At 49.2% G+C, this 24,412-nt stretch carries 22 protein-coding genes and 1 pseudogene; 13 read left to right on the top strand and 10 right to left on the bottom strand.

The window, feature by feature from the left end; genetic code table 11:
- Window positions 1-26 precede the first annotated feature (26 nt).
- Complete coding sequence (locus tag EGO56_RS22115) at window positions 27-203, bottom strand: con-10 family general stress protein (protein WP_009093122.1); 177 nt, start codon at window positions 201-203, stop codon at window positions 27-29.
- Between the two features lie 201 nt (window positions 204-404).
- Here EGO56_RS22115 and EGO56_RS22110 point away from each other — a divergent pair, with 201 nt between their 5' ends.
- The 5 genes from EGO56_RS22110 to EGO56_RS22090 all read left to right on the top strand — a co-directional run bounded on the left by EGO56_RS22110 (window position 405) and on the right by EGO56_RS22090 (window position 6,335).
- On the top strand, window positions 405-698 hold the full coding sequence (locus EGO56_RS22110; protein ID WP_135911155.1) for a hypothetical protein: 294 nt from the start codon (window positions 405-407) through the stop codon (window positions 696-698).
- Between the two features lie 435 nt (window positions 699-1,133).
- The gene (locus EGO56_RS22105; protein ID WP_135911154.1) at window positions 1,134-3,107 is read left to right on the top strand and encodes a methyl-accepting chemotaxis protein; all 1,974 of its coding nucleotides are present in this window, start codon (window positions 1,134-1,136) and stop codon (window positions 3,105-3,107) included.
- A 104-nt stretch (window positions 3,108-3,211) separates the two neighbouring features.
- Window positions 3,212-4,228: an NADPH-dependent aldehyde reductase Ahr gene (gene ahr / locus EGO56_RS22100; RefSeq protein ID WP_135911153.1), complete on the top strand. Its 1,017-nt coding sequence runs from the start codon at window positions 3,212-3,214 to the stop codon at window positions 4,226-4,228.
- Between the two features lie 272 nt (window positions 4,229-4,500).
- Window positions 4,501-5,280: an MBL fold metallo-hydrolase gene (locus EGO56_RS22095; RefSeq protein ID WP_135911152.1), complete on the top strand. Its 780-nt coding sequence runs from the start codon at window positions 4,501-4,503 to the stop codon at window positions 5,278-5,280.
- Window positions 5,281-5,351: 71 nt separating this feature from the next.
- A complete protein-coding gene (locus EGO56_RS22090) occupies window positions 5,352-6,335 on the top strand; it encodes a GlxA family transcriptional regulator (protein WP_135911151.1) in 984 nt (327 codons plus the stop codon).
- Window positions 6,336-6,426: 91 nt separating this feature from the next.
- On the opposite strand, the gene EGO56_RS22085 is transcribed toward EGO56_RS22090, so the two are convergent.
- Entirely contained in the window at window positions 6,427-6,828 is a 402-nt protein-coding gene (locus EGO56_RS22085; protein ID WP_135911150.1) for an H-NS family histone-like protein, read from the bottom strand.
- A 274-nt stretch (window positions 6,829-7,102) separates the two neighbouring features.
- Here EGO56_RS22085 and EGO56_RS22080 point away from each other — a divergent pair, with 274 nt between their 5' ends.
- Entirely contained in the window at window positions 7,103-8,674 is a 1,572-nt protein-coding gene (locus EGO56_RS22080; RefSeq protein ID WP_135911149.1) for a sensor domain-containing diguanylate cyclase, read from the top strand.
- Between the two features lie 57 nt (window positions 8,675-8,731).
- Window positions 8,732-9,167: pseudogene (locus EGO56_RS22580) on the top strand (VOC family protein).
- Between the two features lie 217 nt (window positions 9,168-9,384).
- On the opposite strand, the gene EGO56_RS22070 reads toward EGO56_RS22580, so the two are convergent.
- Window positions 9,385-9,786: an H-NS family histone-like protein gene (locus EGO56_RS22070; RefSeq protein WP_098049800.1), complete on the bottom strand. Its 402-nt coding sequence runs from the start codon at window positions 9,784-9,786 to the stop codon at window positions 9,385-9,387.
- 1,211 nt (window positions 9,787-10,997) lie between these two features.
- Here EGO56_RS22070 and EGO56_RS22065 point away from each other — a divergent pair.
- On the top strand, window positions 10,998-11,183 hold the full coding sequence (locus tag EGO56_RS22065) for a DUF2256 domain-containing protein (protein WP_135911148.1): 186 nt from the start codon (window positions 10,998-11,000) through the stop codon (window positions 11,181-11,183).
- A gap of 44 nt (window positions 11,184-11,227) precedes the next feature.
- Here EGO56_RS22065 and EGO56_RS22060 read toward each other — a convergent pair whose 3' ends face one another.
- The 3 genes from EGO56_RS22060 to EGO56_RS22050 form a co-directional block, all read right to left on the bottom strand.
- Window positions 11,228-11,533, bottom strand: coding sequence for a hypothetical protein (locus tag EGO56_RS22060; RefSeq protein WP_033735082.1), 306 nt, complete (start codon window positions 11,531-11,533; stop codon window positions 11,228-11,230).
- Between the two features lie 110 nt (window positions 11,534-11,643).
- Window positions 11,644-12,186 (bottom strand): YfaZ family outer membrane protein, encoded by a 543-nt coding sequence (locus tag EGO56_RS22055; RefSeq protein WP_135911147.1) that lies wholly within the window; start codon window positions 12,184-12,186, stop codon window positions 11,644-11,646.
- A 63-nt stretch (window positions 12,187-12,249) separates the two neighbouring features.
- The gene (locus EGO56_RS22050; RefSeq protein ID WP_081939994.1) at window positions 12,250-12,486 is read right to left on the bottom strand and encodes a YgdI/YgdR family lipoprotein; all 237 of its coding nucleotides are present in this window, start codon (window positions 12,484-12,486) and stop codon (window positions 12,250-12,252) included.
- Window positions 12,487-12,862: 376 nt separating this feature from the next.
- Here EGO56_RS22050 and EGO56_RS22045 point away from each other — a divergent pair, with 376 nt between their 5' ends.
- Window positions 12,863-13,288: a DUF1090 family protein gene (locus EGO56_RS22045; protein WP_135911146.1), complete on the top strand. Its 426-nt coding sequence runs from the start codon at window positions 12,863-12,865 to the stop codon at window positions 13,286-13,288.
- A gap of 656 nt (window positions 13,289-13,944) precedes the next feature.
- Window positions 13,945-14,325 (top strand): YgiW/YdeI family stress tolerance OB fold protein, encoded by a 381-nt coding sequence (locus tag EGO56_RS22040; protein WP_135911145.1) that lies wholly within the window; start codon window positions 13,945-13,947, stop codon window positions 14,323-14,325.
- A 711-nt stretch (window positions 14,326-15,036) separates the two neighbouring features.
- Here EGO56_RS22040 and EGO56_RS22035 read toward each other — a convergent pair.
- Complete coding sequence (locus EGO56_RS22035; RefSeq protein ID WP_135911144.1) at window positions 15,037-15,318, bottom strand: hypothetical protein; 282 nt, start codon at window positions 15,316-15,318, stop codon at window positions 15,037-15,039.
- Between the two features lie 607 nt (window positions 15,319-15,925).
- Between EGO56_RS22035 and EGO56_RS22030 the strand changes: the two genes are divergently transcribed.
- Together EGO56_RS22030 and feoB are read left to right on the top strand one after the other, a co-directional pair.
- A complete protein-coding gene (locus EGO56_RS22030) occupies window positions 15,926-16,150 on the top strand; it encodes a FeoA domain-containing protein (RefSeq protein WP_135911143.1) in 225 nt (74 codons plus the stop codon).
- Window positions 16,150-18,477, top strand: a complete 2,328-nt coding sequence (feoB, locus tag EGO56_RS22025; protein WP_135911142.1) for a Fe(2+) transporter permease subunit FeoB — start codon at window positions 16,150-16,152, stop codon at window positions 18,475-18,477. The genes EGO56_RS22030 and feoB overlap by 1 nt, the downstream gene beginning before the upstream one ends.
- A 356-nt stretch (window positions 18,478-18,833) precedes the next feature.
- Here the strand turns inward: feoB and EGO56_RS22020 are convergent, their stop codons facing one another.
- Window positions 18,834-19,871 (bottom strand): tyrosine-type recombinase/integrase, encoded by a 1,038-nt coding sequence (locus tag EGO56_RS22020; RefSeq protein ID WP_135911141.1) that lies wholly within the window; start codon window positions 19,869-19,871, stop codon window positions 18,834-18,836.
- 887 nt (window positions 19,872-20,758) lie between these two features.
- On the opposite strand from EGO56_RS22020, the gene EGO56_RS22015 reads away from it, so the two are divergent.
- Window positions 20,759-21,232 (top strand): SgcJ/EcaC family oxidoreductase, encoded by a 474-nt coding sequence (locus EGO56_RS22015; protein WP_135911140.1) that lies wholly within the window; start codon window positions 20,759-20,761, stop codon window positions 21,230-21,232.
- Between the two features lie 57 nt (window positions 21,233-21,289).
- On the opposite strand, the gene EGO56_RS22010 is transcribed toward EGO56_RS22015, so the two are convergent.
- Window positions 21,290-23,023: a polyurethane esterase gene (locus EGO56_RS22010; protein WP_135911139.1), complete on the bottom strand. Its 1,734-nt coding sequence runs from the start codon at window positions 23,021-23,023 to the stop codon at window positions 21,290-21,292.
- A gap of 28 nt (window positions 23,024-23,051) precedes the next feature.
- Window positions 23,052-24,410, bottom strand: a complete 1,359-nt coding sequence (locus EGO56_RS22005) for a TolC family outer membrane protein (RefSeq protein ID WP_135911138.1) — start codon at window positions 24,408-24,410, stop codon at window positions 23,052-23,054.
- Between the last annotated feature and the right edge of the window lie 2 nt (window positions 24,411-24,412).

Below are 24,412 nucleotides of genomic sequence, written 5' to 3'. Positions count from 1 at the left end.
AACGTCCTAAAGCGCTTTATTCAGAATTACTTAGAAGGACGGCGACTAATCTTGCCTCCTTTCCGACCGGCTTCCCTGGCTTTTTCATGATCGTTTTTGAAATTGCCCCCACTGACCTTGCCTCCTGCACTGCCAGCTTCACTCGCACGTTCCGGATCGTTGGCAAAATTACCGGCACCACCTCTGTATTTCTGTTGTGTCATAGGAAGACCTCATATCAATGTTCCATTAGATAAAAAGGACTAGCTAGTCACACCAGGAAGCATAGTCGCCCGCTTCGTTTATGCAAATGCCCGGCGTAAAGGCCTTGATAAGGCAGAGATTAAACTTCGGCTGCCTGTTCGCCACAGCAGGGCAAAGACCGATGAACTACGCTTAAAGGCCTGACGAAAAAGGAGAATGCTATGAGCGACGCGACGTTAATCGACACGCTTGAGTTTGGTTCTGACGAGCAGAAGCAGAAATATGAAATCTACGGCGATGATGCACAGACGCCCACTTTTGCTGTGATCTCCCGGCAGCAGGGCGACGGCTGGCAGAAACTGGAGGAGAAAATCAGCTTCGCCGCGCAGGATGAACAGCAGGAAGCAACGGCATCAATGGGCTACGGTTCCGGCGATACGCTGCCTGATTTACGCGATTTGCCTGCCGAAGCACGGGAGCGCTGCGAGCGGCACTGGCAGGAGCAGAGTGCATAATGAGTAGAGCGCTGCTCCTTTTTTAGCCTGATTAAGAGAGGCGCCTTGAAGCGGCAGAATAACCCTCTGAGCGCTCTCTTTTTCCGACAGCCACAATAAAAGAGAACCAGGTCATTAAAAACGGGTGAGTCTGCATCGCAAAAAGTAATCTTCAGTCACCAGCACAGCTTTACATCTGCCCGCCAGAGTCCTGTCCCGGCTTATTTTATGCTGCTAAAATGTAACAACTTCATTCATTAAACCAACCGCAGCAATCGCTAAAGGTTTTCCCGCTGGTGGCGATAACCCAATGGCGTTGAGCGCGCCACTCAATGATGAACCCGGCACTCAGCGACGAGTTCTGAACGCGAACGGACCTGCATTTAGCCCTCCTTCTACACACCAGTAAGCGCGAATTTAAGCGTAAATTACTCATATAAAAGTGAAAATAATAATATGTCGATTATTAAGGCGATCAAAAGACGCCTGCCTGTTGCCCGTCTCAGGCGTAGCAGCCAGCCAGCGAATGGCACCTGGGATTGTCGTGCATTGCCAGATTCACTCTCCTCCATGGGTTTAAGCTCGCGCGCGGGCGGCATTCTGATGACATTTGTTCCGCCTGAAGCCGATTTTCAGCGGGTCAGTCAGGCCTGGCAGCGCTTTAACACCCCCGATCTGACGGTACTGACGCTTTCCTCCAATGGTGCGCTGAGCAGCAGCCGATCGCAAAGCACCTACTGTGATGGCAATGGCCCGGAAGGAAGCTATCTCTGGCTGCCCGACACGTTGATCGCCAGCCATGAAACGCACATTGTCGATCTGCATGTTGCCGATACGCAGACCGCCAGTCAGCGTATCACCGCCATCCAGCAGGAGCTGATGCGGTTGCAGGTGCGGATGCCGCTGTCGGCCGATCGGACTTTTGCGATGATTTACTGCGACGGCCTGTCGGCGTCAGAAGGCTTTCTGATGCAGGCCTGGTATAACAGCGGGCGCTTCCCCTGCCTGGCGATTGGCGGTTCAGCCGGTGGCAAAATTAGCTTTGATGGCACCTGGATTGGTGCGGGTGGCAGAGTACTGCAGGGCAAGGCCGTCATCGTGTTCTGCCAGATGGCAGCAGGAAAATCCTTTGCACCGTTTAAAAGCCAGAACTTCACGCCACGCGAGCAGAGCTGGCTGATTGCTGAAGCCGATCCGATTGCGCGTACGGTCACCTCCGTGTTTAACCGCCAGGGACAGCAGCAGCCGTTTGTGGCGTCGCTGTGTGAGCATCTTAACTGCACCGAGGCGCAGCTGACTGAACGCCTGAAGGGGCTGACCTTTGGTGTCAAAGTCGGCGGCGAATACTTTATTCGCTCAATCGCCAAAATTGAAGCGGGTGGCGTGCAGTTTTTCTGTGACCTTGAGTTTGGCGATCGGCTGTTCCTGATGGAAGAAAAAGACTTTAAACAGGCGACACAGCAGGAATGGCAGGCTTTTACCGCCCGGCACGGCAAACCCGCGGCGATTCTGATGAACGACTGTATCCTGCGTCGTGTCGGTAATGCCGATAAGCTGCACAATGCTCATTTCTTCAAAGGGATTGCCGCCGCCGGTTTTTCCAGCTTTGGTGAAATCCTGGGCGTGCCTATCAACCAGACGCTTTCTGCGCTGGTGTTTTTCAATCATGACGTCAAAGCGATGAGCCAGTTCCCGGTGGAGTATGCCGGCTATGCGGCCCACTACGCGCAGCGCGCGTTACGCCGCTGGGAAGCGCTGAACACCATTCAGACGCGGGTGCTGGATCGGGTTATCAACTATCAGCAGGCGCTGACGCCGCTGATGGAGGCGCTACCGGTACTCGAAACGGCGACGCATAGCCAGGGCGAAACGCTGAGCCTTGCAGAAAGCAGTATACGTAATATCAGCAATATCGCCACTGAGAGTCAGCAGGCGCAGGGCCGACTGGATGAAGGGCTGGACGATCTGGAAAAAATCTCGAATGGCATTAATGAGATTACACATGGCATCAGCAATATTGCTTTCCAGACCAACATCCTGGCGCTGAATGCCGCCGTCGAAGCAGCACGCGCAGGCGAGGCTGGCCGCGGCTTTGCGGTGGTCGCGGGTGAAGTTCGTCGTCTGGCACATTCGTCGAAAGAGCAGGCCGAAGCCACGGCGAGTAACATTGGCGAGGCGGTCACCACCATCTCACGTATCCGGCTGGTGGCCAGTGACTCGGCGCAGACGGCTGCACAGATGGCGGAGCGCAGTATCAGCGCGGCCGATACGCTGGCGGCCATGAATCAGCAGACCCGACATGAGCGCGCCGACATTGCGAAGCATCTCGGCAGCCTGCGTGAACTGACGCAGGGAATGGATGCGATGCAGGAAGCGGTCGCGCAGCTCAAAGTGTTACAAACGCTTTCCGGGGCGCAGGTTAAAGGCTGATTTATCAGCATAAAAGACAAAAAAATGCGGTGTAAGCGTAACGGCCAGGCAAGGCAGGCTTTCAGTTGTTACACTTGTCGGTGATTAACCACGCAGAGGTACTAATGAAAATCAAAAGTTATGCAGCCATGCAGGCTGGCCAGGCCCTTGAACTCTATGAGTACGATGCCGCCGAGCTGGCAGCCGAAGAAGTCGAAGTCCAGGTCGAATATTGTGGCGTCTGCCACTCAGATCTGTCGATGATCGATAACGAGTGGGGCATCTCTCAGTTCCCGGTGATTGCAGGACATGAAGTGATTGGCCGCGTCTCTGCCCTTGGTGAAGCGGCTAAAAGCAAAGGTCTGTCAATCGGCCAGCGTGTAGGAATCGGCTGGACAGCTAAAAGCTGTCAGCATTGCGATGCCTGTATCAACGGTGAGCAGGTTAACTGTCAGCAGGGCAGCATCCCGACCATCATGAATAAGGGTGGTTTTGCCGAGAAGCTGCGCGCCGACTGGCAATGGGTTATCCCGCTGCCGGAAAAACTGGATGCGGCCAGCGCCGGCCCACTGCTGTGCGGCGGTATTACCGTATTTAAACCGCTGCTGATGAGCAATATCACTGCGACCAGCCGTGTTGGCGTGATTGGTATCGGCGGCCTGGGCCATATCGCGATCAAACTCCTGCACGCGATGGGTGCCGAAGTCGTGGCCTTCAGTTCAACGCCGGATAAGAAGCAGTCGATTCTGGATATGGGCGCGGATGAAGTGGTTAACAGCCGTGATCCTGAAGCCCTGAAGAAGCAGGCGGGTCGTTTTGATCTGATCCTCAGCACCGTGGCAGTCGACCTGGACTGGAAACCTTATTTCGCCGCGCTGGCGCCTCAGGGTAAATTCCACACCGTGGGTGCCGTGATGAAGCCGATTGAAGTCAGCGCGTTTGAGCTGATCCTGGGTGACAAAGCGGTAACCGGTTCATCAACCGGCTCACCAGGCCAGCTGCGTTCTCTGCTGCGACTCGCTTCGCGAGCAGATATTGCGCCACAGGTTGAGTTCTTCCCGATGTCAGACATCAATAAAGCGCTGGATCACGTCCGCGCCGGTAAAGCCAATTACCGTGTGGTTCTGAAAGCCGATTTCTGATGCGAACCTGAGATGAACATGCCGCAGCCTGCTGCGGCATTTTTTTGTCCTCATGTTGTCAGCCCTGATCCTGAAAATTCGTTTCACACTCAGGTCATGCCCATTCTTCCATCACCCTCAGACTCCGGTCAGCGATACATTCAAAAGTGGCCCGAATCCATCGAACACTGTCCTGTGAGCCTGTCACGTGCATGTCAGGGAGTAACGTAAAGTGAACTTATCGCAGCCTGTAAGCCTGGCTGATGTTAAAGAGACCCTTTGCGGAGCACAAAATGAAGCTGACCCAGATTCGTAATGCCACACTGCTGCTGGAGTATGCTGGCAACACATTCCTGATCGATCCGATGCTGGCAGATAAAGACGCGTGGCCTGGCTTTGCCGGTAATGCCCGTCCCCATCTGCGCAATCCCATGACTGAACTGCCTCTCCCGGTTGAGGCACTGCTGGCGGTAGACGCAGTGATTGTCACCCATACACATATGGATCACTGGGACGAGGCCGCGCAGCAGCTGATACCAAAGACGATGATGATCTACAGCCAGAATGAAGGTGATGCAGCGCTGATTCGTTCGCAGGGTTTTGCACGCGTTCGGGTGCTGCAGGATGAAAATCCGTTTGTTGACGGCCTGACGATCCACAAAACGGAGGGCCAGCATGGCAGCAATGCGTTGTATGCCGACAAAGTCATGGGCGATATTATGGGCGATGCCTGCGGTCTGGTGTTTACCCATCCGTCAGAAAAAACGCTCTACATTGCCGGGGATACCGTCTGGGTTAAGCCTTATGTCAGAACGCTGCAACGTTTTCAGCCGCAGGTCGTGGTAATCAATGCCGGCAATGCGACTAACGATCTCTATGGCCCCATTATTATGGGAAAGGAGGATACGCTGCGCACCCTCAATATTCTGCCTGAAGCGACTCTGGTGATTTCGCACATGGAAGCGATTAACCATTGTCTGCTGACACGCGCTGAACTGCGCGCTTACACCCTGGAACAGGGTATTGCTGACCGGGTACTGATCCCGGAAGATGGTGAAGCAATGACATTCTGAGCATCGTCGTCCTGAACCGGTACAGCTTCGCGGTAAGAGCTCAATCATGCGTTTCATAAAAAGGGGATAAGATGGCTGCTCTGAACGTCGCGGTGCTGGCAACGGCCGGTTTTAGTCCGTTTCATTTTTCAGTTCCCTGCATTCTGTTCGGCTCTGCTCTCCCGCAGCGGGATCTGTTTCAGATTGATATCTGCGCAGAAAAAACAGGCCCGGTGATCTCAGAGATGGGGCTGTCAATCATGGTGGCGCATGGGCTAACCCTGCTCGATCAGGCTGATATCGTTATCGTGCCATACTGGCACAATCCGGACGAAAAACCGTCGCAGGCGCTGCTGGATAAGCTGGTAGCTGCCTGGCAGCGTGGCGCAGAGGTGGTCGGGCTTTGTCTGGGTACATATGTACTGGCTTATGCAGGCCTGCTGGATCAGCATCGTGCTGCTACTCACTGGGAATTTGAGCGCGATTTCAGCGAACGCTTTCCACAGGTTCACCTCGACAGCAATGCCCTTTATACCCGTGACGATCGTCTGATCACCTCTGCCGGCACCGCAGCAGGAATTGACTGCTGTCTGGACATCATCCGTCAGCACTATGGCAGCGCCGTGGCGAATCGGGTGGCCAGACGTATGGTGGTGCCGCCTTACCGTGAAGGCGGACAGGCGCAGTTTATTGAGCGGCCGGTTCCGGAAACGACCCGCGACGGCAGGATCAATGCGCTGCTGGCATCCCTGCGAGAGAATCTCCATCAGCCGCAGGATCTCGACACTCTGTCACAGGCGCTTGGTATGAGCAGGCGAACGCTGACGCGCCATTTTCATAAGGCAACGGGCATGTCACTGGGTGAGTGGCTGACGGCTGAGCGTCTGCAGCATAGCCAGCAGCTACTCGAAACCAGCGGTATCAGTATTGAAAGCGTTGCAGCAAGGGCTGGTTTTGATTCGCCTGTTTCATTCCGGCAGCGTTTCAAATCCCGATTTGGCGTCACGCCAAGCGAGTGGCGCCGGACGTTTCGCGGTCCACAGCCGAACGTGAGAGTAGCGGAAACTAATGTGTGATCCGGCGGGATGACTACCGGCATCGCGGAGATATCCCTGCCGGCATAGTGCCCCGCAATAGCGGTCACTATGCCGGCAGGGATTCTTGCGACTAAAGCAGGAAATCATCCAGCGACTGGCCATTTTCAATCGCCGCCTTAATGACGGAGGGAGTTCGACCCTGACCCGTCCAGTCGCGAATCTGACCATTTTCATCGGTGTAACGGTATTTGGCCGGACGTTTCGCACGTTTCTTTTTCCCGGATACCGCGAGAGCATCGCTATTCACCAGTTCCGCAGGATTGATTCCTTCCTCCATCAACAGCTCATGATAAAAAGCCAGTTTCTCCGCTTTTTCACGGGCTTCTGCCGCTCGTGCGTTTTCCTCATCACGACGCTCATTTACCACGGTCTCTAATTTCTGGCGCAACTCTTCGAGCATATCCAGAGCCATATTGCGCGCCTCTGCACGAAGCGTGCGGATATTATTCAGGCTGCTCAGGTTCTTAGTCATAAAATTCCTCAAATACTCAAGTTAATCAATAAAGTGCAAATTATTCAGCCAGCAAGGGTAACATTTACCTGCCTGATAATTGAAGCTTAAATGTGGGTTAATTCGCTATAAATCCTGCATTATGGATACTGGTTGAGCCATTTAAGGAGAAGATTTAAGCGAATTCTGCTGGTTTAATAGGGATTGTCATTATCGAAGCGGGATTGCGGGATTTGCATTCTTGCTTTTGACTAACTGTGCTTAAATCAGTCAACAGGGTTTATTAAGGACAGGCATGAAGTTTCGCCGTAAAAATGATGGTTCTGCGTCAGAAATTTCGCCGCTGCTGAGAAGCATTATGCTCTCAGGCGTATTGCTCACCGTGGCGGTAATTGGATTAAATGTGTGGACGCTGCGGGAAGACTGGAATGAAACCGTCCGTAAAGCTGAGGATACGGCCGTGAATCTCTCACTGTCGCAGGCGCGGCAGGCTGACGATACGTTTCTGCAAACCGAACTTTCATTGCGCGAAGTACAACGCGAGCTTGAAAAGCAGCTCGCCACCACCGGTGCAGAGGGCAAGGCGCTGAGTCAGACAATGCATCTGTTGCAGAGCCGTCTGCCGCAACTTCACGGTCTGTTTTACTATGATGAGCGGGGCCGGTGGATAGCGACCTCCATGAGCAGGATACCGCCAGGCGTTGATAATTCCGATCGTGAATATTTCGATTATCATCGCGCCAGCCCGCGCAATAACCTGCATATCGGCCCGGTCATTCGCAGCCGCACCACGCACGAACTGGTCATTCCGGTTACCCTGCGCGTCAACGATGCTTACAACGGTTTTAAGGGTGTTTTGCTCGCCACCATCAAAGTGGATTACTTTCGCCGTTTCTATAGCTACTACGAACTCAGCGATGGGGATGTGCTGGTGCTGATGCTGGCAGACAGTACGGTCCTTTACGCCCGGCCGATGCCCGATAGCTACATCGGCAAAAATCTTTCAGTGAGTCCGCTGTTCCTGAAGATTCTGGCGAATTCGGATAAAGGCAGCGGTCAATGGACGGCTGCGCTTGATGGTAAAAAGCGCATCTTCGGCTTTGTCCGTTCACAGCGATATCCGCTGGTGGTTGCCGCGGGCTACGACAAACGTGCGCTGTTTAACCACTGGCTAAAGAGCTGGGTACAGGATCTGATCCTGAGCCTCGCTCTGCTAGTTGTTATTATTTTACTGGGTACGTTTGTGCTGCGTCAGGCGCGCCATACGCTGCGTTATCAGCGTGAGCTGACACGGTTACGTGATGAGCTGACTGCAGCGAATCGCTCCCTGGAAAATCAGGCACAAAGTGACGGGCTGACAGGAGTGGCTAACCGCCGCCATTTCGACCACATGCTGACAGAAAGCCTGCTGAATGCGGAACTGAGTGGCCTGCCCGTGTCACTGATTCTGTTTGATATCGACTACTTCAAACGTTACAACGACACTTACGGCCATGTTGCCGGTGACGACTGTCTGAAAACAGTCGCCACCGTGCTGAAGCACGCCGCCCGGCGCAAAAACGAGCTCACCGCCCGCTATGGCGGCGAAGAGTTTGCCATCATTCTGTCTGAACAACCGCTGTCCGCTGCAGTAGACCTGGCGGAGTCCATCATCGCAGCCGTTAATCGGCTCGCTATTCCGCATATGGCCACGGAGCTGCCGCAAAAGCACGTAACCCTGAGCGCTGGCTGTGCCATGTATCTCGCTACTGATTTACAGCAGGGGAAACAGGCGCTCATAGAGCGTGCGGATGAGGCTTTGTATCGTGCGAAACGGGCAGGGCGCAACCGGGTAATGTGTGAAGAGCGTCCGGCTAAGCACGCGTGATGAAATTCTGAACTGCCCTGTGGCACGGTAATCGCTAAACTCCAGCCGAGAGCAATCATGTCTGACGATACCGGTTCCACTCATCTTGCACTGGTACGCGATTGAGTAAAAAGCGTTGATGTTTATCGGTGTTATGCCGGATACAGGTAATACATAGGAGAGAACCGGGCGTTGCTGATGTACAGAAAGTCGCATGGCTGTCAGAACTGACCCGATTTTTTGCTCTGGTACTGGTGCAATCTGATAACAGTAACGGTACGCCGCTGGAGTCTTTTGGTCATAATGGCGTAGCCTGCGGCCGTCGCGAAGAGACAGATGAAAAAGTGGCAATTTCGCGGCGCGGGGGTGTTTTACGCAGCAATCTGAAATACCCGTTAGTTACCGGGCATTCTTTGCCGATCCTGATGGTAATACGCCCGAACTTTCATTTAGCCAGCAGATTAGATTTGAAATCACCATGGCCCGTCAGTCACGGTCCGAGGTGAATAGATAAAACGGCTAAGGTAAGTGAATGAAACCTTTTATCTGCAACGATATTGCGCAGAGCATTTGCTTATTACATTCAGGTTAGTGTCTGTGCATGATTGTGTATGAAGATGGATAAGCAGCGTGTGTACAGGCAGGGGAAGTGTGAAGCTGGTGTTTTTCGTCTGTTGCTGATAAAGAACCGCCTGAGCAACGCCAGGCGGTTATCATCCAGGTATCCTGAATTAGATCAGAAAATCGTCCAGCGATTTACCTGCATCGATCGCTGATTTAATCGCCGAAGGGGTACGGCCCTGACCTGTCCATTGCTTAACGTCACCATTCTCGTCGGTATACTGATATTTAGCCGGACGAGGCGCACGTTTTTTCTTCTCAGCGGGCGCAGTCGGCATACCATTTAACAGTTCGTTAGGATCGATACCTTCCTGCAACAGTAATTCACGGTATTTTGCCAGTTTCTCAGCTTTTTCACGATTAGCCGCTTCAGAAGCCTGAGCTTCTTCACGTCGCTCACTGACCACAACCGACAGTTTTTCCAGCATTTCTTCCAGGGCAGCAAGGTCAAGCTCGCGAGCATTTGCGCGGAGGGTACGGATATTATTCAAGCTGTTGAGAGTGTCACTCATCAAAGTCACCATAGTCATGTTCAGATAATAAAAATACAGAGCGGGTTCACGCTGATGCTTTTCGTCGGACCTGCTTTTTTTAAAATGCTTGCCTTCGAAGAATCATAATACAGAACCAATAGTTCAACCTTAACATATTAATCTGTTTCTGAGAGAGTTGAAACTCTATTTAACGCATGCTGGTTAAACAAAAGTAAATTTACGCCATTTTTTTACTCACTTCACTCAAAATGGCTAAAACCCGTATCACCTGAGACGCGGGGGGTAATTTAGCAGGGCTATGGATTAATCGTGCTGATTTTTCTGCAGTGGCAGCGGAGTCGCTTCGCTATTCGTATGCTTGTCCTGAGAAAGAGGATAACGTCAGCTGCAAAGCTCACACACCGTTACCGCCTGGAGCAATGATGCTGTGCATAATTTTGCTGTAAAGATCCTGCTATGAATTATTTCGCTAATTTATTGTCAGAAAAGCTGATTCAGCATCATAGTGGTAAGTTCATGATAATAATTTAGTTTATTTATACAGCCTCTGTTTTCAGGAACGTAACATAACGCATAACAGCGCTGCAAAATTGTCTGCCGGTTGGTTTAAATATGCATGAAATGTGCTGTGCACTCACACAGCTGGATACGGGTTAAGCAGAATCATCGCCTGCCCGCTGCCGTTAAACTGATTATTTACGGTAATAATTACCCTTTGTTCAATCAGCGTCTGCAGCTAATAAGCCCATGACATACTGTGGATTCAAGTCTGAATGCCATTTTTCTCCAGGATTATTGCTTAAGGTGCATTAAACCCAGCGTTTAGTTGCACAATCCCGGCCAGCTTGATGAGTGGTTTGGCAACCTCTTCTCATTTCAAGTCCACCGCGTAACGTATAGATGAAAAGAGTAATGAATTACCGGCATTGACGAGTGCAGGTATGAACGGCGCTGGACTGTTGCCTGGTGTAATTAACCCTGTGGATTCTCACTTACGCAGGGCTCATTCTGAGATTACAGAGCAACGCAAGTTTAAATAGTTGCTAATGATAAATTCGCACTATAAATCCGTTTGGGGGGCGGGTAAGGTCAGGCATCAGCATCACCTGATCTGAACACGGTGTACATGTCGCTAATGCAAACGTGGGGGGGAATAATTGCAGGCTAAGCTACACTTAACAACAGATGCGTTAACGTCAGCGCGATGATTACTTCTGCAGAGGTCTGAAGTGTTTAAAGGTAATAAAAAGTCATTACCGGTTCGTTACTGTAAAACCTGTAACAAACCGATGTCATGGCGTAAAAAGTGGGAGAAGTGCTGGAATGAGGTTTTGTATTGCTCAGAACGTTGCCGGCGTCAGCGTTCTGCGCAGCATAAAGATGATGCAGAAATTAACGCTGAGCGGAACAAGTAAAACTCACAGGAAAAGGCCAGGTTTTGACCTGACCTCATAGACCGCTATTGCTGAACCTCAATCTGTTGCCAGCCTTTTTTAAACATACAATCTTTCACCAGTATCTCGCGCTGACTTTCATTGGCGTCACTGGTTGAGTAGTCGGTATCGGTCGTTTTATATTTACTGTCTTTCGAGGTGTATTTGCCACTGACGATATTATCAGGCGGTAAATCCCGCAGCGCCTGAGCCTGACAGGCTGTTTCCGCTACGGTTTCCTGCTGTTCAGATGCATCGGGTTTGACCCATTTGTATTGCACGCATCCGGTCAGACAAAGTGTGAACAACATCAGCATTAGAGGTTTCATCATCTGTTTCTCTGCGATATCCGCCAGCGTTCAGGCAAGTTGTTCAGTAAGGAAGCCAGTCTGGTTATCTGAACGGGCTTCCCCACCGGCAAAAAAGAAATGTTTATCTGACATTAAAATGTCAGACCGCCACCAATGTAAGGACCATCGATCAGCGTATGACCCGGACGTCCGTCTTTACCGTCGACACCCGCGTAACGGTAGCCCACTTTTAAGACCAGCGGACCCAGAGGTGACCAGCTGACGCCAGCATTTGCTTCCACAAAATTCTTAACGCTGTTGGTCAGCTGTTCCGGCGCGGAATACCCTTCACCATAAATCGCAAAATCGTCAGGCAGATTGAGTTTCACACCGCCGCCGACAGGAAATGCGACGCCGTTATCCCCTTTTTTGCCACCAATGTAAGTCGCTTTCACGCCAGCGGTCAGCATCACCGGACCGATTTCCAGGTTATAGCCGGTACCGGCCTGACCAATCTGCACACCATCTGCCGTATTTTTGATCCACTGGCTGTCCAGATAGAGTCCGCCGGATGAACGGCCAATTTCAGCATCCAGCGCAGAGGTGTTTTTACCCTGTTCAGCATTCAGGCCAATGGCCATTGCAGATGAAGAGACACACAGCAGTAAGCCGAGGCTAATTAAGGAAATTTTCATTACTTATTTCTTCCACATCAGGAGATTTTCAGGAAATTAATCAGTGTCGTTGCTTAAAAGTATTTACTTTTGCACCATTTCTTTAACATCGCGCTGCTGCAACTGATGTATGTTTCCGTCCGCATCTTTATAGGAGAGCATGCCGGTTTCTTTATCTCTGACGGGTTTACCCTGCGTCGTTATCATGTGGCCGTCATTGGTCGAGATGACATAATTGCCAGAGCAGGCGGAAATGGACATAACTGCAGCCATCATCACAAAAGCGAAGGCGAATTTTCTGCCATGATTGAAAGAGGTCATTTTACTTTCCAGTCGTTGTTCTTTAAGAAGATGCGGCATTATTCGCTGTGTTTGTTAAACGATATGATAACAATCAGGGAGTCCCGCGCAGAATGCGTAAAAAAATGATCTGGATCATTTTCACAGGATGTTCAGAAGAGGGTTAACAATTACGCATTGTTTAAAAAATAAGGTATATAAAAAACTCATTGCACCTTTCTGTTTTCAGAAGTGATATGCATGAAGGGTGTTATTAAGTGCTAAGCAAGAAATTAACAATAGCTCCTTAATGACATGATAATTTAATGTTTCAAATTTTATGTTGTGGCTTTTTTTCTTTTAGCTATATTGAGCCGGCAATATCATTCTGACTAGTGTAATTCAACAAGGAGTTAATATGGCTATGAAAAAAACAGTTATCGCTTTGATTTTTGTTTCTTCACCATTAACCACATTCGCTGCAACTGATTCCTGCAAAGATCAACTGGCAGATATTTCAGCTAAAATAGAAATGGCTAAAAATCAGGGAAATAGTTCAGAAATCGCAAGGCTCAATATTGCTCGTGAAAAAATTGAAACTTATTGTACTGATGAGCGTCAGGCGACACGTGCCTCTCATGATGTCAGTAAACGTGAGATGAAAGTCAAAAAAGCGGAACTTGAGCTTCAGGAAGCACAGCAGGAACTGGCTGAAGCCAAAGCCGATGGGCGTAGTGATAAAATCAGGAAAAAAACGACAAAGGTAGAAGAGAAGAAGCTGAAGCTTGAATCTGCAAAAATGGATTTAAAAGAAGCTGAGGCAGATGCTCAGAGACTGAACTAATACCCGACTATTTTCAGGCTCACTATGTGAGCCTGAAAACGTTTTGATGATCTCTGCCTGTTTGTTATTAGTCACAACACCATTTTTATAAGTGTCGCAATGCTATAAAAAACAGTTAGCTGCTTGTTCAGATGAGCAGTCAGTACCTGTTGCCATTCCCGATCTCCGTTGCGCCAGAAAGTCCCTTCCTGCAATCGGGGTATGTATAGTCAGCGTTACAGGTTTAAGTTAACCAGCTGATATCAGACATAAAAAAAACCACTCAATCGAGTGGTTATAAATAATACAAAATATTTCATGAGCAAAGCTGCGATACAGAATAATTTAATACTGGGATATATCTATGCCAGAAAATAATAACTATCAACATGCAGGTAAGCTAAGTAGTTTGTGCGGAAATAGGTGGATTTTAATTATTGGCATTGCCATATTGCAAGGAGTGTTAATGAGGTGATTTTCAATGATTGGGATTTACTTTATTGTTATGCTTTTTTGGTTATTAACATACATTCTACTTTGATTGTTATTTGATGTGTTTATAGTGCGTGCGTCATCACTGATGACATTTTCAAAACACGTGCAGACAAGAAAACTTCTTAAGATCCCGTTAAGATCTGCGATGTAAATTACCCTTGAAATTTAACGGAGATAAAAATATGAAAAAGATTATGTTGGCGGTGTTATTAGCAGGTATGAGTCTGGGCGTTTCTGCGCAGGAGGGATTTGTTGCTCCGGCAGGGCAGGGTTCTTCACAGGGCGGTTTTAAAGGCCCGACACCGGGTGTCGCTTCAGTGACCCAGGCTAAAACATTGCGGGATGATGCATGGGTTGTTCTGGAAGGTAATATTATCAGACAGGTAGGTCATGAACTTTATGAATTTAAAGATGCCACCGGAACGATTTACGTCGATATCGACGACAAGCGCTGGATGGGCCAATCTCTGTCACCGACAGATAAAGTCCGTATCGAAGGTGAAGTCGATAAAGACTGGAACAGTGTTGAAATTGATGTGAAAACTGTCCGTGTTCTGAAGTAACCAGTATTTACCACTGAAATGGCAGTGACCTGAAGCCGGGCCACTGCCATTTTTTATTGGTACGTATCCTGATGGATATTCTAAGGTTAGCGATAAATATTCACGGAGCCTGTCTGGCAAGATAGCGATGATAAAAATTCAAGGCTTAACACCGGATGAGGCAGTGCATTCACAACGTAAAATGATGGTGCTGAATCAGTCCTGAAACAGATATAAATTAGTTACAACACACTTGCGCGTGAATAGCTGAACTGGGGACCTCCCTGTAAAATGTGCAGGTTTTTGGCCAAATCTAACCGAGCCGTTCTGAAAATCCGAGTGCTCATTGACAAGCCGCCCCGCACGGCCCGAAGGGCCGTAGTTGTTATTCAACACAGATGAATGATGTAACTAAGCAATGACTGATTAATTTCACTGTGTTGTTAAAAAATGTGCTTTACGCAATACAGGAGGGGATATTTTTATTTACAGGTAATGCTCATGCTTCAGAAACGAATATTGCTCACACAGTGCAACTACATTACCTGCTGTTCGATATAGATGATTCAGAGAGTATTAAGCGTAACCCGGAGGGGAATATTACTACTATGCAAACCTGGAAAGTAAGAAGTGAAGGTCAGAGTTAGAAAGGTTTCCGAAGCAAGTCTGCCTCAGAAACCTTTATCTTTTGCGGTTAACGTTAGTCAATTGACCGCGTAGTCCGCGTAAAAATCAGCCAATTTTGAACGCCATTAAGACACCGTTGTTGAACCAGGTAATTTTTTCGCCCGCACCGTTAATCATCCAGCCGGCTTCTCCAATGGATGAGTTATTCCAGTCCTTGTTCTCTGTAGCGCTGGCAAAACCTTTGGCATTAATATCTTTGGCAGCCCGATTATAGTCAAAGTAACCCTGAGAGTTCAGGCCAGCATCATTCCACATTCCCAGAAGATCAGAGTAACCAATATCAGCACCGCTAACTGCATTCAATTCTGCTGCATTTAATTGACGCATTTCAACTCCTTGTAATACGTTAAGTTATAGTAATGAAACTGCGGTAATTCTAACAATATATTCCTGCGCGTGCAGATAGCGTGATGGAAAATTATCATTATCATATGACTTTAAGATAGTAATATCTCGGGTAAAAAAATGAATTTATTTCTATAGCATTTAAAGCGATTTTCGCTATATAGCTGCACAGCGGTGCTTAACGTCATGCCTGGTTCTGAGTATTTGTTTTAGCCTAATAGCCTCTGCTGCAAGGCTATTCCAACCGGGCATGCGGAAGACATCTTTTCTGCTGAGCTGCTTTCTTTTAATCAGCGATTGTATCCTGCGAGCAGGCAAGGTGTCAGACCACGAAGTCATTTTTCGAGAGCGGTGACATTATGAAGCCACATTTGTGACCATCTCATAATCACCTGACAAAAAGGGGCGACGGAGGCATTCAGCCTACCTTTCTTTACTGAGCCCCTGTATGTCATCCACGATTTAATGACCTGTTGAGTTGCTGTTGACCATAACTGCGGTTTTCCCCTGCCTGTGCGATCCCAGATCAAGAATCGAAACGCTTATCATTTATAAAATCATAGCTTCTTTATCAGAGGCAGAGCGTCGTATGGCAATTAACATGGGTAGCACTTACCGGATTCTTGGTTATCAGCCATCGGTAAATTCCGCCTGGCGGCAGAAATTACTGACAATGGGCATGCTGCCTGGGGCTGTGGTGGAGGTTATTCGCGTGGCACCTATGAGCGATCCGGTTCATATTCGTACCCGCCGTGTCAGCCTGGCGGTGCGACAGCGTGATCTGGCCGACATCATTCTGGAGGAAATCGTCTGATGAAAAAGATTACCATCGGATTGATTGGTAACCCCAATACCGGCAAAACCACGCTGTTTAATCAGCTGACCGGTGCCCGCCAGCGGGTCGGTAACTGGGCTGGCGTCACGGTTGAACGTAAAGAGGGCCAGTTCTTTACTGCACAGTCTGACGTCCGGCTCATCGACCTGCCTGGCACTCGCTCTCTGACTACGCTATCCGCTGAAAGCTCGATTGATGAGAGCATCGCCTGTCAGTATCTCTATCAGGATCACGCCGATGTGGTGATTAACGTCGTTGATGCCTCCAGTCTGGAAAGTAACCTGTTCCTGACCTTTCAGCTGCTTGAGCTCGGGGTACCCTGTGTTGTCGCCCTGAACATGCAGGATATTGCCGCAAGTCAGAACATCACTATTGATGCCGCAGCGCTGTCAGCCCGCCTGGGATGTCCGGTGGTTTCACTGACCTCAACCAAAGGCGACGGTATCGCTCAGCTAAAAGCACTGATTGACCAGCCGCATATTTATCGCGCTCCGGAAAGGGTGCAATATCCCGCCGCGATTGAAACTGCGATTGAGCAGCTCAGCCTGCAGATGTCCGCGACGCTGGCTCCGCAGAAAAGATACTGGCTGGCATTGCAGTTGCTTGAAGGCGATATCAACAGCCAGAAACTTTGCCCGGAACTGCTTCCATACCTGCCTGAGATTATGCAGCGGGCGGGTGGCGATACGGGTGTACAGATTGCCGATTATCGCTATCGTGCCATTAACGCGGTCTGCGCAGCCGTCAGTAACATTCATCAGGCCATCCCGGCCAGTCTTACCCGCCAGATTGATAACATTGTGCTGGACCGCTGGCTGGGCATTCCGATATTACTGGCAGTGATGTATGTAATGTTCGTGCTCTCAATTAATATTGGAGCCGCACTTCAGCCGCTGTTCGACGGCAGTTCGGTGGCGATATTCATTCACGGCGCACAATGGCTGGGATATGTCTGTCACTTCCCGGCCTGGCTGACGGTGTTTCTGGCGCAGGGTCTCGGCGCCGGCATTAATACCGTACTGCCAATCATTCCACAGATTGGCCTGATGTTCCTGTTCCTCTCTTTCCTTGAGGATTCAGGTTATATGGCGCGCGCCGCCTTTGTGATGGATCGGCTGATGCAGTCACTGGGCCTGCCGGGAAAATCTTTTGTACCCCTGATTGTCGGCTTTGGCTGTAATGTGCCGGCGGTGATGGGTACAAGGACGCTGGACACGCCACGTGAGCGTCTGCTTACAGTTCTGATAGCGCCTTTTATGTCCTGCGGCGCGCGGCTGGCAATCTTTGCGGTATTCGCCGCGGCATTCTTCGATGCTCACAGTTCCAGCCTGGTATTCTCCCTCTATCTGCTGGGCATTGTAGTGGCGATTGCGACCGGACTGGTGCTCAAGCATACCCTGCTGGGTGGCGAAGCTTCGCCGTTTATCATGGAGTTGCCGGTCTATCACCGGCCTCATCTTAAAAGCCTGCTGCTGCAGACCTGGCAACGGTTGAAAATGTTTGTGGTGCGTGCCGGTCAGGTCATCATCCTGGTAAGTATGCTGATTGGTGTGCTGAGCAGCTTTGCATTCAATGGCCAGCTGGTTGATGACATAAACCACTCTGCGCTGGCGGCAACCAGTAAAGCTATCACGCCTGTGCTTCTGCCAATTGGAGTGACGCAGGATAACTGGCAGGCGACAGTGGGGCTGGTGAGCGGCATTATGGCAAAAGAGGTCGTGGTTGGTACGCTTAACAGCCTTTACACCACGGAGGCGATTCAGAGCAGTGTGTTTGATCCGCAGGCTTTCAGCCTGGCGGACGAATTGAAAGAGGCGCTGACGGAGACCTGGGCGGGCCTGACGGCTGCATTCAGAATTGATGCGCTGGCCCATCCCATCGATGCCAGCAAAGGCGATGGTGAGATGGCATCCGGTTCGATGGGCGTGATGTCAGCCAAATTTGGCAGCGGCTTTGCCGCTTACAGCTACTTAATCTTTGTCCTGCTCTACGTTCCCTGTGTCTCAGTCATGGGTGCGATCGCGCGAGAGGCCGGGAAAAAATGGATGATGTTCTCATTCTTCTGGGGGCTTAATATCGCCTATACCATGGCGACACTCTTTTATCAGATCGTCACGTTTAATGAGCATCCAGCATTCAGTGCAGTCTGCCTGATAAGCGTTCTGTTGCTGAATGGAATCATCCTGCTGACACTGCGTAAAGTGGGAAACAGGGTGCAGGCAATACCGGTTATGCTCACCGAGGAAAAGAGGGGTTGTCGCGGCTGCCACGGAAGCTGTGATAAACAGAAAGGCTTCGCGCAGTAACGATAAGCACCAATGGTATCCGTTGCGATGCTGATTTATCAGCGCCGCAGCGGATAGTCACGCGACGGCCTGTTGCTGACAGTGATAAATCAGAAACATCAGTGAAAGACATTGGTTAACATCGCCAGGCACACCGCGCGTTTCGGCCCTTCCTTTTAAACTGGCAGCTGCTGTGTCAGAGAGACAGATTCGCAGCCGGTGGTATGGCAGCACCAAGAAAGCAATGAAATCAGCCGCCTGCACCCGACACAGACTTACATCAGCGATAATCCGTACCGGCTTACACACAGGCTGTCCACTTTTTCTGTGGATAACTCTGGCCTGAAAACCGACCACACTCGCGCTTGATGAAGCCATCAGCCGGGAATATCGGGTTCAGCATATTGTTCCATGAACTCCACCATAGCGCCTTTATGCGCATCCACATGACGGATATAACGCATCAGTGTCTCCGGTTTTTTCCAGGTCCCTTCCTGCATGATCCGGGCGACAGGATAGCCTTTATCAGCCATATCCTGAGCTGCGCCCACCCTGGCACTGTGGCCACTCCAGCCGGTATAGCGATTCTTGTTGGCCTTTATTGCGCTGCCTTTTCCAGCCGTTCGCCAGGCACGATTAAAAATCTGTTCCAGTGCCCGGGTACTCATTGGTTTTTCTGTAATCAGTACCCGCCCTGAGCGGTGTACGGCATTGAACAGCCGGGCATCAGGCTGACCGGAAAGGCCGGACGCCTCAATCCACTCTTCAAGTCGCCGGGTTGAATGAGCGCTGAGCGCTTTGATCAATCCGCCGGTCTGCACAATCGTTTTTGTCCACGCCACATCCAGAATGATACGACCATCACCGGCACGCATCACATCACGCACCCGCAACCGTGACAGTTCACTGATACGCAGTAGCGTTGCATAGGCGACATGCAAAAAAGCCAGATCACGAAGCACCTGGAGATTACCAGAACCAGACCACTGTTTATCCAGCACCATCAGGTCTGTCAGCCTGAAGGGCACGGCCTGGCCTGCACGCTCGCCATTCACAACGGCAACCCGGTTAATCTTCTTCATGGTACGGAAAACCAGCGGAGAAACATTCGGCACAGGCAACCCGGCGTTACGGTGTAACATCGAAATCAACGCTGCATGGGACGTGACGGTCGAAGAAGCCCGTCCGCTTTCAGCCAGAAAAGAGAGATAGTCACGCAAATCCTCTGCGCTCATCGGCAGAAATGTACGCTGGTTATCTTCTGACCACTGATTGCAGATTCGCATGACGCTAAGCAGCTGTCGCCAGGTATTGGGGGAAAAGGCCTCTTTGTCCTGGACGAACTGTCTGAGCCGTTCGGTGATATCACTGTTCCGGGTCACCGTCAGACGGGTTAACGGCACTATCTCACTCATCTTTGCTCGCTTATTAATCAGAAAACGCGATGATCGCGCTACGTGAATTCTGAGAACTCAGCAGGGGGATTACCGGTCAGAATTTACGTAGCGTTGCCACTTTGCAGCATCATCTTTGCTGCCCATTATCATAACCCGCCAACTTTCCTGTGTCATGACTTCGTATAAGAACAATTATACGAAGTTATAAATCCATAGCCTTTCGGCAAGATCTTTGCCGACCGGTCTGGTGCAGAATCGGGTGGGGCAGGGAGTCATCATCACCACGCATTACCGGTTGCGATAGCTCAAGGGCTCAGGCTGTGCAGAGCATGAGATTTGAACCAGACGTCTGAATAAAGCTTCTCAACTTCAGCTTAATAAAATGACTCATTTAAATAATGACAATAGTGAATTGAATTGATAAGACGCGCATTAATAGTTTATGCATGATCAAACACGAAGCTCGCCTGAAATAAACCAGAAAAGATCCCAAATGACATTCACGTTCCGGCAGTGAATGAACATTATTTATTGCCAGCCTGTAAGTTGAGGAGATTCTCCCACCATTGTCTTTATTGTCACGAACAGATAACCTCTCATTCCCTCTACCAAAAGGCGTTCTGAACGAATATATCAGAACAAAAAACTAAATATCAATATTTTAAAGATTTAAATATCACCCAGCAAAGACAAACCGCTATCCTGCATTCCTGAATATGAGTAGCAATGACACCCTTTTATCCGCTTTTAATCAAAATAAGATGGACAGTTAATTTACTGACCGAAGCAGATTAATAATGAATCAGATGATATTGGGATCATTGAGAACTCACTAATTATGCGCATTTTTATGCCGGCGTCTGAAGTCACACCGGCATTCATCAGGGTAAAAAGAGGATTTTTTCATGAAGAAAAGTTTATTATCGCTGTGTCTTTTAGGTCTTTCCTGCGCGCCGGCTATTACACTGGCACAACAGCCGGTTACCTGTGTCAAAGCGTCTGAGCAGGATGTAGCCAGCCTGTTTGATACCTGGAATAATACGCTGGCAACCGGCGATGCCACTAAAGTCTCTGAATTATATGTCAGCGATGCCGTGCTGCTGCCTACTATTTCAAACCATGTTCGCCTGACAGACCAGGAACGTATTGACTATTTCAAAGACTTCCTGAAAAAAGGTCCTAGCGGTAAAATTGATTCCCGCACCATCCGGATTGGCTGTAATAAAGCGATTGATGCCGGCGTCTATACCTTTACCTTTAAAGATAATACGCACGTCACTGCACGTTATACCTTCACTTACGTCTGGGATGGCAAGGGCTGGAAAATCTCAACCCATCACTCTTCAGCTATGCCAGAAACGGTCAGCCAGCCACAATAATCTGACGCGTTACGCATGACCGATAAAAAACCCCGCAGCCTTCGCTGCGGGGTTTTCTTATGCTACCGCAATATGCATTTCTGAAAGTGTGTCTGCACTGACGCCAACCAGCGTGACGCTGCTATCACCATATGTCAGCAAGGCGCTATCACCGTCAAAGGAGAGGTGGTTCAGATAGTTGTCGTTTTCAGCAATGAACTGATTAGCCATGAATATCAGGCTATCGCTGCTGGTGAGGTTATAGACGATATCATTTCCAAAATCACCGTAGAACATGAGCGTATTGTCATTACCGCTAAGATTAATAATGTCATTACCGTAACCAGAAACGATGTTGTTGTTATTCCCCATGACACTGATATCACTATCATTGGCACCGGAATAGAACCAGCTGTCGTTGCTCGCTGTAGAAATGGTAAAATTGTTCACGCTGTCTGCGTAATAGCTGTCTGCGTAACTCACGATATTATTGCCATTCTCCAGCCCATTATCAGTGACTGACCATGTCTGATTTGAGTTAAAATCAATACCCAGGAAACTAAACAGGGTATAGTCAGCATTGACATACTGAATATCCTCTGCACGAGTGACATCACCCGTTGAGAATTTGAAGAACAGATTACCATCTGCATCATGGCTGAAGTTAAAATCAGAAACATTACATTCAGTCACGTAAGTATTCGTTCCTGAACCGCCGTAAATTACATTGTAACCGTTGTGATCTTTAAAGCTGTCGTCGCCGGCTCCGCCGCAGAGATAATCATTGCCTTGTCCACCCTGCAGTAAGTCATTAGTTTCGGTACCAACAATAAATGTTGAGCCCGTGTGAGTGACAGATTTATTGAGATCTGAAACCCAGGTGGTAGCCCGGTATGACTCAGAGAGATTAGAGACAATTATGTTGGAGTTCTGATGGGTCAAATCATAAATCTCTGAGTTCATTATACGCAAAACACCATCGGTATAGCCGGGCCCCGAATGTCCTGCCCATGAAGAGAGATTCAGAATGGAAAAGAGATCCCAGCTATTTGTCAGGCCTGCATAATAGTCGTTAAACGTCACAATGTTATTAGTACAGGTTTCCAGTGGAGTGTCATGATTGAATAAACTGTCTACGCTCAGCTTATCGCCGTTAAGAACCCGGAAAACAGGATCGTTTTCATACCCAATATTCAGTACATTGTCGTTAAGTTGATTTTGCGTTGGAGATGCAAAAGCAACATAGCTGGAATCCTGGAAAAATCCATCCCACTCTCCCTCTGCGGACAAGGTAGCAAGACTGTTGACTGCCAGACCACCCAGGCTATGTCCGCTAACAATAACGTCACTTCCCGTCAGGCCATTGGATGTGGCGAATGCAGCAACGGAACTCATCAGGTTTTTATACGCATTCATGACATAGTCATCAGCAAATCTGCCAAACAAAGCCGCGGAGAGATCGTTGACAATATCGAGTCCGGAATTGACTACAGATTCAATTAACGACGCATTAGCATAAGTACCTGTCCCCCAGAAACTCACACCGATATTAACCAGGTTTCCCTGTGCATCATATTTTCCCAGCACATTGCATTCCGCGCCTCCAAACAACAATGACTCTCCGTAGAAGGCGCCGTAAGGATTAGCACAGCCATCATAGTTAAGTACTGAACCATCCAGAATCTTCCAGCCGTCCACTTCACTGTAAGTATAGTCAGCGTAGGTCGCGGCCCCAAAATTTATACTTTCAATATTCAGGGCATCCGTAATCAGCTGAGTATTTTTTTCACCCTGATAATCAAAAACCGGCATAATATCTTCCTTTTATTACATTAACAATTTACCTGGAGAAATAGGAATCAAGTAACAAGAAGTTGTCATTGTTTATCTCACCAGCCTGCGCGAGCAAACTGAACCATGCCTTAATGACGGCATGTTTAACTGCAGTAAGCTCAACTTCGGTTTTATAAAAATCCTGTTCCGCGTTTAACATATCCACTGTCATACGCTGACCTGCCAGAATGCTTTTCCGGGTTGATATAATATTTAGCTTTGCTGATTCTACCGCTGAGCGATAGGCGTTAATCCGTTCAGGCCCATGCAGACATGTATTCAACGACTTTTTTATTTCACTGAAGGTTTTCAGGCGTTGTGCATCATGCAGATATTGAGCCTGTTCATATCTGGCGGCGGCCTGTCGCGTTGACGCTGAAACACCGCCACCAGAAAAGATATCCATACTTACACGCAGGCCAACGCTCTGAGTACGGTATTTCTGATTTACTGTATTATCATTACCGGAATCGTTTTCAGAGTGCATGGCATAGAGCTGCACCCGGGGGTAAGCGCCTGCGCGGCTACTTTCGACTTCATAATGCTTTAATTCAACATTATGCCCTGCAGCCAGAATGTCAGGATTATGTGCAGTGGCTTTCTTTTCCCAGTATCGATAATCTTTTGAGGCCAGTGGCAGCTTTAACGCGTTATCCGTCAGGGTCGGCAGTGCATCTGTATCAGAAAGGGTTGTGCCGGTAATAGCAGATAGCGCGATAATTGCTGAGTCGAGCGTGTCACGTGCATCTAAAACATCTGACGTGGCCATATTCAGTGCCGATTTCGTTTCAGTAATGTCGGTGATCGACATCTCTCCTGCTTCAAATTGCCGCTGAGTCAACGTCTTTTGCGCTTCCAGAGCGTTCATGTGCAGAGTAGCAAGCCTGAGCTTCTGCTGTGCCTCAGTCAGTTCCAGCCAGGCATTCACCAGACGATTCTGAAGATCCATCAGGCTGCTTCGATAATGTTGATCTGATTGCAGTTTTTGCATAATGCCAATGCGATATCGTGCATACGCTTCATAGTCAAAAAGTGGCTGAGTCAGCATTACAGAGCCTGAATAGCTGTCATATTGCTGATGCTGAATAATGTCAGTCTTTTCCCCTGAAGCCGTTCTCTGACTGTACTGCTGTCTTTGCCAGTTACGTGGCGCCCGCTGATAACTCACACTGACTTTAGGTAACAAGCCGGCTCGCCCTATCGGAATATATTCTTCACCCGCCAGCTGTTCTTTGACGGCGGCAAGATAGACAGGATCGTTATCCAGTGCCATAAACCATGCCTGCGCCAGTGTTAACGCACCGGCGGGTAGCGGCAGCAGTAAAATCAGACCACACAGCACCGCCGTTAATCGTCCTGATAGCATGG

The sequence above is a fragment of the Pantoea vagans genome, from assembly GCF_004792415.1.
Classification (GTDB): domain Bacteria; phylum Pseudomonadota; class Gammaproteobacteria; order Enterobacterales; family Enterobacteriaceae; genus Pantoea; species Pantoea vagans.
The sequence above is the reverse complement of the archived record's forward strand: the minus strand, read 5'-3'. Positions and strand labels throughout refer to the sequence as shown.